Raw genomic sequence first — 12,084 nt, forward strand, 5'->3', positions numbered from 1 at the left:
ATCCATGAATAAGCCGTTGAAAAAAATCGTAATTGCGGGAGGCGGTACTGCGGGGTGGATGACCGCAGCGGCACTCTCCAAATTGATGGGTGACTCACTGGATATCACTCTGGTGGAGTCCGATCAGATAGGTACCGTAGGTGTAGGTGAAGCAACGATTCCTACTTTGCTATTCTTCCATCGTTTGCTGGGTATTGATGAGGCTGAATTCCTTGCTGCGACCCAGGGCACGTACAAGCTCGGCATTCGTTTCGAGAACTGGCGCAAGGTCGGGCATGATTATTTGCATGGATTTGGCGTTACCGGCAGAGATTGTTGGGCCTGTGGTTTTCAACATTTCTGGCTGCGCGCAAGAGAGCTTGGGTTTGCCGGTGACTTTGGTGAGTACTGTCTGGAGCGCCGTGCTGCAGAGGCGGGTAAATTTTCCCACTTGCCAAATAATGGTCTGAATTACGCATTCCACTTTGACGCAAGCCTGTACGCCAAGTTTCTTCGGCAGTTCAGTGAGCGCCATGGCGCAAAGCGTATCGAAGGAAAAATTGACCATGTGAAGCTCAACTCGGAGAACGGTCATATATCTTCTCTGAAACTGGACAATGGCCAACAGCTGGAAGGTGATTTCTTCATCGACTGTACCGGGATGCGGGCACTGTTGATCGAAAAAACCTTGCATACGGGCTTTGAGTCCTGGTCGCACTGGTTGCCATGTGATGGTGCCGTCGCGGTACAGACGCAGGCGGTGGAGCCACCACGACCCTATACCCGATCAATCGCTCGTGAAAGTGCCTGGCAGTGGCGAATCCCGCTGCAGCATCGGGTGGGCAATGGTCTCGTATTTTCGAGTAGTTACCAGAGTGAGAACGACGCGCGCCAGCAGTTGATGGACAACCTCGCTGGTGAGCCCTTGACCGATCCGAGATTAATCAAGTTCCAGACCGGGCGCCGTCGTAAACAATGGCATAAAAACTGTGTGGCGGTAGGGTTGTCCTCCGGATTTTTGGAGCCGCTCGAGTCAACCAGTATTCACTTGATTCAGCAAAATATCGTTCGCTTTCTGCGGCTCTTTCCCCATCAGGAAATCAGTCCGGTAGCCATAGATACGTTCAATCGTGAAGCAGAATTTGATATGGAGCGTATCCGAGACTTCATCATCCTGCATTACAAGGTGACAGAGCGAGACGACACAGAATTCTGGCGTTACTGCCGCAATATGAGCATTCCCGATACCCTCTCCGCCAAGATTGAACTATTCCGCGAGACGGGGCATGTAAATAGAGAGGGCAATGAACTATTTGTGGATTCGTGGCAGCAGGTAATGTTCGGGCAGGGGTTAATGCCAGAGCGGTACCATCCACTGGTCGACGTGATGTCTGAAGATGAACTACGCGGATTTATGCAGCAGGTCAGCCAGCATGTTGACGGCGCCATGTCGAAATTGAAAATGCACGATCAATATCTGCAGGAATTTCTGTCGCGGAAAACCAGTAGCTAGTTGGCGTTCCTGTCGTAGAAATTATTTTCGTCGCCAATCTTTCGCCCCAGATTGGCGGTTTTCTTAAAGTGGGACGACCCCGCTGCATCAAAATAACTACCTTCAGCCTCGCGATGAACTGAGATGTGAACTACGGCGCTCGCATACAGATAATCAAAAATAATGAAGAAGCGAGGTTTTAGATGCGTAAACTCCAAAGTGACCGGAGCGTGTTTCGCGCGCCCATCTTTTCCCTAATTAGTGGTGCGGCATTTTTAATGATCGGCGCCGTAAGCTTTTCTCCGCCTAGCCAGGCCCAGCAAACCAATCTCGCCTCCGGCGCACAGGTAATTGCGAGTACCGCGGACCTTGCCGCGAGTAATGCGGTTGACGGCAATAACGGCACTCGCTGGGCTTCTGCCGCCCAGACAGATCCGTCCTGGTTAAGTGTGGACCTCGGCCAGCCGTACAACCTTAACCAGGTGGAAATTTTTTGGGAGGCGGCCAACGCGGAGACCTATGAAATCCGTGGCTCGAATGACGGCAACCAGTGGACCACACTGTCTACCCAGACCGGCGGCCAGTTCGGTCATCGCACAGATACAGTGCCAGTCAGCGGCGCTTTCCGCCATGTGCGTATTCACGGTGTGACCCGCAGTGCCGGTAATTACTGGGGCTATTCCATCTGGGAGCTGGGCATTTACGGTACGCCCGTAAGCTGTGACAGCGGGTGCGTGGTGGAACTGGATGCAAGCACGGCGCAGGCCCGCGTGACAGGCGGTGATATTGTTGACGTGCACTATTCGGTCAATGGTGGTGGTCAGCAGAATGTTCGCATGCAGCAGAATGGAAACCTGTGGATCCATAATATTCCGAACCTGTCCGCGGGTGATGTCATCTCCGTTTACTACACCAAGATTACCGGTGGTGTTGGAGAAAACTTGCCATCCAGCCAGTTTACGTTTTCCGGCCAGAGCGGTAGTTCTTCTTCCTCCTCCTCCTCCTCCTCATCATCATCTTCGTCTTCGTCTTCGTCTTCGTCTTCGTCTTCGTCTTCGTCTTCGTCATCCGGCGGTGGCTCCGGTAGTTCGTCCTCCAGTAGCTCTTCATCTGGAGGTGCGTGGTCCAGCAGTTCATCTGGTGGTGACCTTGGCAACATCGTGCCGCTATATAACAGCGGTACGGCACTGGAACCGGCGGTTCAGTTTGAGACCGGTACAGCACTCATCACCCGTTTCTCCGATCGCGCGCGGGATCGTCACGCAAAGGAAGACCAGTTTCAGGCATACGATCATTACCTGAGTTTTTACTGGGAAGACCGCACCGCGGCCGTCGAAATTATCGATGAAGTGGCCAAGGGCGGCGATTCTGTGCGGATGAATGTGCGCACCGAATTTAAATTAAGCGATACCGAGGCAGAAAACCGCTGGTTCTATCGTGGTGTGGGTACGGTCGCTGAATACTGTGACAACGGCACCATGGTGGTGGTGGATCAGTACAACTACTACAAGGAGCGCACATTTAACTGTCGGGAAAATCGCAATATCCAGATAGGCGACTTGTTGGAGTTTGAAGTCAGCCAGTTCCTGGATGCGAGTGTGCCTAACGGCCGCGCCAATTATTACGGAACAACATTTCTGTACATCGTTGGTGAGGGGCTGGTGCCCTGGGATGTGGGTGGCACCACCCCGTTTGGGGGTATCAAGGATTCCTTCAAGCTTCCTGAAGCCGCGTGGCTCGGTGGCGATACCACTGTTCACGCTCTGACTTCTGGCGAAACAGACAACCATTTTATGCAGATGGCAACCAATGTAGGTTACGACAATGCGCAGCCATTTATGCGCGGCCGGCGCGTACTGCACAGTTCGGCAATCGACGGCGTGCATGATGAAAAGCCCCTCGAAAATCCACCGTTCGCGCCGATGATCAATCTGGCGGGGCCGCACTATATCAACGACAGTTGTGCCAGCTGCCACGAGCGCAATGGCCGCGCGGCGCCGGCAGCACTGGGTGAGCCGCTGGAAAAGTGGACGTTTAAGGTGGCCGATGCCAATGGCAATCCTGACCCCTATCTTGGCAGTGCGCTACAACCCAAAGCACGTGGTGGTGCGGCCAGTGAGGGCCAGGTTTCCATCGCTTATTGGACGGAACAGAATGGGTTGCGGTCACCCAATTACAGTTTCTCCGGCGTAACACCCGCGCGTTTTTCTGCGCGTATCGCCCCCAACCTGGTAGGAATGGGACTGTTAGAAGCCATTGCCGAAACTGACATCATTTCCCGAGCCGATCCGGCCGATAGCAATGGTGATGGTATCTCCGGACGGGTCAGTCGTGTGCTGGATCCGGAATCGGGGGAGACCCGTCTCGGCCGTTTTGGCTGGAAGGCCGGTGCTTCGAGTATTCGGCATCAACTTGCGCGTGCTTTCAATACCGATATGGGCGTGATGACCTCGGTTTTTCCGCAACCGGATTGCGGCAGCAGTCAGTCTGACTGTGGATCGTCAGGCACTGAGCTGGCAGATACACACCTGCAGGATCTTACCAAGTATATCGCTCTGCTGGGTGTGCGTCCGCAGCGCAATTACAACGATGGATCCGTTCAAAACGGCGCACAACTGTTTTCATCCATAGGCTGCGCCGACTGTCACACGCCAGTACAGCAGACCAGTAGTGACCACCCATTTGCGGAGTTGCGCGATCAGACCATCCGCCCTTACACGGATATGTTGTTGCACGATATGGGGCCGGGCCTCGCGGACAATCTCGGTGAGAACGAAGCCAGTGGTGCGGAGTGGCGTACCACGCCGCTGTGGGGGTTGGGCCTTTCTGCCTGTGTTACCGGCGGAGTGGAAAACCCCATTGGCGGACAGGGAAATGAAGTATGCACTCCGCAACACAGCTATCTCCACGATGGACGCGCCCGCACCGTAGAAGAGGCCATTTTGTGGCACGGCGGTGAGGGGCAGCAGGCGAAAAATGGGTATCAGGCTCTGTCCTCTACGCAAAAAGAAGATGTGCTGAATTTCCTGAATTCACTGTAAACGTTTTTTCAGAGCCTGACCCGAGGGCGCGGTGATTTTATCGCGCCCTTTTTATTGCCTGTATCTGATTCTTGTATAAGCCCGGGTTGGCTATGACCCACGTTAGAAGTTCACTCAATGTGGGGCGACGGTGAATCCTGATACGGGCTAAAAATGGCGCGCTCTCTGTTGATAGCAATTAAAAAAATAAACAAATGAACTAGGAGGCAGTGATGTCCAGATTTATGTTCCGCAGCTCGACCCTCGCAATCGCCATGGCAGCGACGGCCTGCGGCGGCGGTAGCTCCAGCAGTAATGATGAAGATAACGAATTCGTTGATCCGCCAGTAGTCGATACTCGCCCCGAACAGTGTATTGAGGATCCGATGAACTCCGGATATTGCCTGGTATGGCAGGATGAGTTTTCCGGTGTGGGTATTGATGGTGACAAGTGGTCCCATGAGCAAAACTGTACCGGCGGTGGCAACAATGAGGCGCAGTGCTACACCGATGCGCCGGAAAATTCCTGGGTGGCGGATGACATACTGCATATCAAAGCGATCCGGGAAGATGCGACTGGGCCAAACCGCGTAGACGACGACCCCAACTACGACCCCAGCGATGTGTCTGGTAGCGGCACCTATACCTCTGCACGCCTGCGTACCAAAGGGCTGGGCGACTGGAAATATGGCCGCTTTGAAATGCGTGCAAAACTCCCCTTCGGACAGGGCTCCTGGCCGGCGTTCTGGATGCTTCCCACCGAGTGGGTATACGGTGGCTGGCCACTCTCCGGCGAGATCGACATTTTAGAGGCCGTGAATCTGAAGGTCGGCGGCGAAGATCGTGTTTACGGCACGCTGCACTACGGCGGCAGCTGGCCGGGCAATGTGCATACCGGCGAGGCCTACCAGATTCCCGGTGACCTGAACCCGGCGGACGATTTCCACACCTACGCGGTGGAATGGGAAGAAGGTGAAATCCGTTGGTATGTGGATGGTGACCATTACGCCACCCAGACCAATGATGGCTGGTACACCACGGCTGCACTGGAAAACACACTGGCGCCCTTCGACCAGACGTTTCACCTGATCCTCAACCTTGCGGTAGGTGGTGACTGGCCGGCCAACGTAAACGATACCGGTATCGATGAGAGTGCTTTCCCGCAGGAATTTCAGATCGACTATGTGAGGGTTTACCAGTGCACGGAAGACTTTGAGACGGGCAAGGGTTGTGCCAGCACCGATGGCGAATTTGTGCTCAATCCCGGCACTCAACCACCGCAGGCTCCGGATACTGAAGGCGATGAACTGGTGATATTCGATGGGGAAGTGAAGGCGCCCTATCAGTGGTATACGTGGACAGCAGCAGGCACGGTCGAATATGCGGTGGCGGATGGCGGCGGTGACTATGGAGACGTGGGGCAGATCACCTGGAATACCGACCAGGGTATCGGCTTTTTCCAGTCTGATGCCACCTATGACCTGAGCGACTACACCTTCATCGAGTTCGACCTTCAGGTGCTTGCCGAGCCGCCGGATGCGGGCTCCGCTGCTCTGACCTTTCGCGCCGACTGTGTGTACCCGTGTTCGTCCGGCGATTATCCGTTGGACATGCCCGCGCTGGATCAATGGACCCACTTCCAGATCTCACTATTGGAGCTGGAGCAGGGCGGGCTCAATACCGCGAGTGTGAATACCCCTTTCGTGATTTCGCCAGGATGGGACAACCAGATGGGCGTGGTGCTACAGGTGGATAATGTAAAACTCACCCGTTGATCGCTGCCTGTTGATCGCTCCCTTCATCGAAAAACGGCGTCCCATTTTGACGTCTGACGCCAAGTGGCAAGGTGGTTTGCACCATTTTGCGACCGGGTGGCGAAGTGGGACGACCCTTTTCGGGGCGGCGCGTAAAAAGAACGCTGGAAAAGCCGGGCAGGCTTTAGCCAGCTGTTTGACGAGCGCGACTGTCCGGCAATAACAAGTCACATGACAATTCAGAACAATAATGGGCCAGATCATGATGGGAGTATTACGGTGATGAAGAAGCGAATTCTGCTGGGGGTCATCTCCGGTTTGATAGCCGGCGGCGGACTCGCCGGCTGTGGTGAGCAGAAAATGGCCGAGGGGGCGAAAACGGAAGACACCAACGCTGCCAGCGTGAATGCCGCATGGCCGCAGTTAAGTAGCCCCATCACCAAAGACCCGGCGATCGAAGCGCGCATTGACGAACTGCTTGCCAGAATGACCGTGGAAGAAAAAGTCGGCCAGATGGTGCAGGTGGAAATCCGTACCGCTACACCGGAAGATGTGAAGCAGTACCACATCGGTTCCATCCTGAATGGTGGCGGTAGCTTCCCCAACGACAACAAGCACGCGACCGTGGCCGATTGGGTTGCGTTGGCGGACGAGTACTACAAGGCCTCCGTGGACACCAGTGACGGTGGAGTCGGCATCCCCATGATCTGGGGTACTGACGCGGTTCACGGTCACAACAATGTGATCGGTGCGACCCTGTTCCCCCACAACATTGCCCTCGGTGCCACCCAGAACCCCGAACTGATGCGTCAGATTGGCGCCGCCACCGCTGCCGAAGTGCGCGCGACCGGTATCGACTGGATCTTTGCGCCGACACTTGCGGTCGTGCGCGACGACCGTTGGGGGCGCACCTACGAATCCTATGCTGAAGACCCGCAGGTTGTGTACAACTACGCCGGCAAACTGGTGGAAGGCCTGCAAGGCAGCGCCGACACTGAAGAGCGCTTGCAAGGCAAGCACGTCATCGGGACTGCCAAGCACTGGCTTGCTGATGGCGGCACTGAGAACGGCATCGACCGCGGCGACGCGGTAATGAGTGAAGAAGAGCTGGTCAAGATCCACGCCCAGGGTTACTTCTCTGCAATCGAAGCCGGTGTGCAGTCGGTGATGGCATCGTTCAGCAGCTGGAACGGCGAGAAGATGCATGGTCACAAATACCTGATGACCGATGTACTGAAAGACCGCCTGGGTTTTGACGGTTTTGTGGTCGGCGACTGGGCCGGTCACCAGTTCGTGAATGGCTGCAGCACTGACAGTTGTCCGCAGGCGATCAACGCCGGTCTCGACATGTTTATGGCTCCGGACCCGAGCTGGAAAGCCCTCTTTGCCAACACCGTGGCCCAGGCGAAGAGCGGTGAGATTTCTGCCGAGCGTCTCGACGACGCGGTGCGCCGTATCCTGCGGGTGAAAATGCGTTCAGGCTTGTTCGAGGCGGGCTTGCCGTCCGAGCGCGCCAATGCCGGTGACGAGTCCCTGATCGGTGCGCCTGCGCACCGCGCTATTGCCCGTCAGGCGGTGCGCGAATCTCTGGTGTTGCTGAAAAACAACGATGGACTGCTGCCTCTTGCGCGCGACCAGCGTGTACTGGTGGCTGGTGACGGCGCCGACAATATCGGCAAGCAGTCCGGTGGCTGGAGTATCACCTGGCAGGGAACCGGCAACCAGAACAGCGATTTCCCCGGTGCGACTTCCGTGTTCGGCGGTATCGCCGAAGTGGTTGAGTCGGCCGGCGGCACCGTGGAGCTCTCGGTGGATGGTAACTTCGAGCAGAAACCGGATGTGGCCATTGTCGTATTTGGTGAAGATCCCTACGCGGAAATGCAGGGGGATATCGCCAATCTCGATTACAACGGCGATGCCGATCTGGCGCTACTGCAGCGCCTGAAGGCGCAGGGAATCCCGGTGGTTTCCCTGTTCATCACTGGGCGCCCGCTTTGGACCAACCCGGAAATCAATGCCTCCGATGCGTTTGCGGTGATCTGGCAGCCCGGCACCGAAGGTGGCGGTGTAGCCGATGTGCTCTTCCGCAAAGTCAGTGGTGAGGTGAACCATGACTTTACCGGCAAATTGACCTTCTCCTGGCCGAATGATGCCCAGCCCATCGTGCGCAACCCTGGCGAGAATGAAGCGTTGGCGCAATTCAGCTACGGTTATGGCCTCGGCTACGAAGACAATGTGCAGGTGGCTGTGCTTTCCGAGGAGAGCGGGCTGATCGAGTCCGACGGCAATGAAGCGCTGGCGGTATTCAATGGTCGGGCAATGGACCCCTGGAGCCTCCAGGTAACCGATGCTGGAAACAACCAGTCTGTGATTTCCAGTAGTGTCACCAGGCTGCAAGGCATCAGCGTGCAGTCGGTAGATCGCAAGGTTCAGGAAGACAGTCGCCGTTTGCGCTGGACCGGTGAGGGCAACGCGATTGCCGGCTTCTTCGCCAACAGTCGCACCGACCTCTCCGCCTATCTGGGCAACCAGGGTGCACTGATGTTCGATGTGAAGGTCGACAGTGCACCCAGTGATGCGGTGAGCCTGGGCATGTACTGTGGTCAGGATTGTGGCGCGGAGCAGTCCATTACCGACGTGCTGCAGAGCGCAGCTCCCGGTGAGTGGAAAACCGTCACCGTAGACCTGCAGTGCCTGGCTGCCGGCGGCGCCAAAATGGATATGGTGCTGTCCCCCTTCTATGTGCGCACTGCGGGCTCTCTGGACGTGACCGTTCATGATATTCGCATCGCCTCAAAAGCGGATGCCGATATCAACTGCGGTTGATTCACTGGTGTGCCCGCACTCAGGGGCGGTGCATGCAAAGTGAGCGAGATAAAAGTAAGGGCGCCAAATGGCGCCCTTACTTTATTGGCCGAACTATTTTCACTGCCCTCGTTTAGGGCGATTACTCATCAGCTGCGAGCGCCCGTTTGCGATATTCCGTGGGCGACATGCCTACGAGACGGCTGAAAAACCGGTGGAATGCAGACTTGCTGTTGAAACCGGACTCGAGCAGTACATCCAGCACGGTCATGTCGGTCTTGTCCGGGTCGGATAGCAGCGCCTTGGCAGCTTCGACCCGGTAGCTGTTCACAAATTCGAAGAAGTTGGTGCCGAAGTGCTTGTTGATCACCGCCGAGACTTCTTTTGCCGGTAGATCAATGCGTTCAGCAAACTGTTCCAGGTTCAGGTTCTTCTTGAGATAAATCTGGTCGCCCTCCATTGCGTTACGCACTTTCTCGATTGCGGGTTCCGAAGGCTCTTCCTCGCTGATGGTCTCGCGAGTTTCTTCCTCTGGCTTGGTTACCAGCAACTGGTGCGCATAGGTCAGGCTATAGGCAAAAAATGCGTTGATCAGGATAAACGCGAGGTAGTTGTCGGCGATCCCCATATAGTCGGCCACGACATCGCTGGAGAACTTGGCCACCACGTGTACGACCATGGTCCATCCCCAGGCAATGCTCACACCCCACGTCAGGGCGGAAAGCCAGTGCAATTCCGTTTCGGAAAAGTGGGAGTACTCGTCTTTCAGTGCGTGGCGGTAGCGGCGGATGCGCATCAGGGCCGCGATTGCGTAGGCAAAGGGCACCAGGGAAGCCAGATCCCAGATAGATTCGATGGTGGTTGCTGAAAGGGACTGACCGGCGTCCGGCATGAGGCGCAGGTCATTGCTGGAGATGCTAAACACCGCAACGCACAGTAGCCCGATAACCGTTGGTAACAAATGTAGGGCATGGCGCTGATTGAGATTCAGTTTCTGCTGCGTAAGGGAGCAGACGTAAAGGTAAATAGCCGGTCCCTTGAGTAGCAGGGAGGCGAAAAGCAGGTAGGGCAGCAGGATCTGCTCAAACCAGGGGGCAAGAGAAAACTGATCATTCCACAGAAGCAGGGTGCAGCCAGAGGACACTGCGATAATTAGCAAAAACGCGGTCAACAGGCGGCCGTCGTGGCGAGCCCGGGTGGGTAGGATCGACTGGAACACCGCCAGCAACAGGCATTCCGCCGCGGTCATCAGCAGAACCACGTCGTGGATATTGAAGATATATTCTTTCATGGGGTCATCGCCGAGTGGTATTTCGTTCTTATGGCATTTTTATCTTTCTTGTTTGCGTGAGTATATGAGAATTCCCGCCGGGGTAGGAGCGCAGCCGGTTGTGATTCCACTGTCCCGGTGATCCAGTTTGCGAAAATTTCGAAAGTGACACTGCCCAGTTTGCCGATTTCTTGAAAGTGGGGCGACGTGAGCAGGGCCTGGCCGCATGCTATGTCCATCGGGTTTCAGCGCAACCTGTGCGGCGCAGATGTGGTACATCGGCGCTCGTCACAAGGATTGAGGCCTGACTTCATCTCTCTTCCTGCTAGTTGGCCTTTCTCGTCGGCCTCCCGTATTAGCTGGACCGGCAGGCATCCCTGCCGGTAATTTTTTCCCCTGCGTCCGCTTCCATGTCTTTAGTCGATGCGTCAGTGTCGCGTTTTAACACGCCGTGAAAACGTCCGATCTGAAGATGATTCTTCAGGCGCCTCATCCCCCCGAATTTGTGACCATAAAGAGGGGGGAGGACTGGAGTTTTCGTCGGCAAATCATTACCTTATACCGCCATTTTTCCAGGGTGTCTGTTCGCCCTGATAGTGGTTTCGAGCGAGTCGCATCGGCCGCTCTCGCAGCATGCAGAATATGTAAGGAAAGCGTCATGACCAGTATCGTCGCGGATATCGGCGGCACCAACGCCCGTTTCGCCATCGCCCACCCACATCAAGGGGGCTACCGGCTCGAGTCCATCCAAGTGGTGAATTGCGCCAAATTTGAGGACTTCTATTCCGCAATGGGGCAGTGGCTGGAAGGTTTGAAGGATCCGCGCCCAACGCAGGCATGTATCGCGGTTGCCGGACCGGTCGAAAAGACGCCGCAGGGCGGGCGTGTAACCATGACCAACCTGGGATGGGATATACGCGCCGAAGAGCTGTGCAGCCGCTTTTCTCTGGAGCGCGCTCTGGTGGTCAACGATTTTGCCGCCCTGGCGCTCTCCCTGCCGCGCCTGCAAGAAGGGGACAAGTGGGCACTGCGGGATGTGCCCTCGGAAGCCAACGGCTGCATGGCTGTGCTTGGCCCTGGCACCGGCCTTGGGGTAGCCGCGATCATCCATGAAGCTGGCGCCTACCGCGTCGTGCCGGGAGAGGGTGGTCACGCCAATCTCTCTGCCGGCAGTGAGCGGGAACTTGAGCTTCTGCGAATCCTGGCCCGCGAGCAGATGCCCGTATACAACGAGTACGTGCTGAGTGGCGGCGGCCTGGTCAATCTGTACCGAGCGGTCTGCGCCCTGCACGGACGCCCGGCGGAAGACCTCACCCCACCGGACGTCAGCGGTCGCGGTCTCGATGGCACCGACCCTCTGTGCCGTGAAACCCTCATCGACTTCCTCAACTTCCTCGGCAGCGCCGCCGGTGACGCCGCCCTTTATTATGTGGCCCGCGGTGGCATCTTCCTGGGGGGCGGTGTTCTGCCGCGAATCGAATCCCTGCTGCCGGAGAGCCAGTTCGAGCAGCGCTTTACCAATAAGGGACGCCTTGGAGAGTGGTTGCAGGGCGTGCGGGTGGAAGTACTGAAAGCCGGCTATCCCGCCCTGATCGGCGCGGCTGCTTGGCTAGAGCGCTGATCAAGTTCTTCTCTCTTTCGCTTCCAGTGTTTTCGCGCAGCATTTTTTCTGGTTAAATTTCAGTCGATCTGTATAATGCGCGCGCGATGGTGACCTGGGCCGGCTCCATTTCCTCCTTAATTCCTCCGCCGGCCCCAGTTTCT

General features: G+C 56.3%; 6 protein-coding genes. 5 read left to right on the forward strand and 1 reads right to left on the reverse strand.

Translation table 11 applies throughout. The features are described from left to right. The first annotated feature begins 4 nt into the window (after positions 1–4). The 4 genes from LC059_RS00230 (at position 5) to LC059_RS00245 (ending at position 9,071) form a co-directional block, all read left to right on the forward strand. Positions 5–1,492 carry a tryptophan halogenase family protein gene (locus tag LC059_RS00230; RefSeq protein WP_226701849.1) on the forward strand — a complete coding sequence of 496 codons (1,488 nt, stop codon included), beginning with the start codon at positions 5–7 and terminating at the stop codon, positions 1,490–1,492. A gap of 257 nt (positions 1,493–1,749) precedes the next feature. Beyond that, positions 1,750–4,512, forward strand: a complete 2,763-nt coding sequence (locus LC059_RS00235) for a di-heme oxidoredictase family protein (RefSeq protein WP_226701850.1) — start codon at positions 1,750–1,752, stop codon at positions 4,510–4,512. A gap of 212 nt (positions 4,513–4,724) precedes the next feature. After that, complete coding sequence (locus LC059_RS00240; protein ID WP_226701851.1) at positions 4,725–6,266, forward strand: glycoside hydrolase family 16 protein; 1,542 nt, start codon at positions 4,725–4,727, stop codon at positions 6,264–6,266. A gap of 261 nt (positions 6,267–6,527) precedes the next feature. Beyond that, entirely contained in the window at positions 6,528–9,071 is a 2,544-nt protein-coding gene (locus LC059_RS00245) for a glycoside hydrolase family 3 protein (protein WP_319005057.1), read from the forward strand. Positions 9,072–9,192: 121 nt separating this feature from the next. On the opposite strand, the gene LC059_RS00250 is transcribed toward LC059_RS00245, so the two are convergent. Continuing rightward, positions 9,193–10,341 carry a helix-turn-helix domain-containing protein gene (locus LC059_RS00250; protein ID WP_226701852.1) on the reverse strand — a complete coding sequence of 383 codons (1,149 nt, stop codon included), beginning with the start codon at positions 10,339–10,341 and terminating at the stop codon, positions 9,193–9,195. A gap of 637 nt (positions 10,342–10,978) precedes the next feature. Between LC059_RS00250 and glk the strand changes: the two genes are divergently transcribed. Further along, positions 10,979–11,941 carry a glucokinase gene (gene glk / locus LC059_RS00255; RefSeq protein ID WP_226701853.1) on the forward strand — a complete coding sequence of 321 codons (963 nt, stop codon included), beginning with the start codon at positions 10,979–10,981 and terminating at the stop codon, positions 11,939–11,941. Positions 11,942–12,084 lie beyond the last annotated feature (143 nt).

Source organism: Microbulbifer elongatus, assembly GCF_020524885.1.
GTDB lineage: Bacteria > Pseudomonadota > Gammaproteobacteria > Pseudomonadales > Cellvibrionaceae > Microbulbifer > Microbulbifer elongatus_A.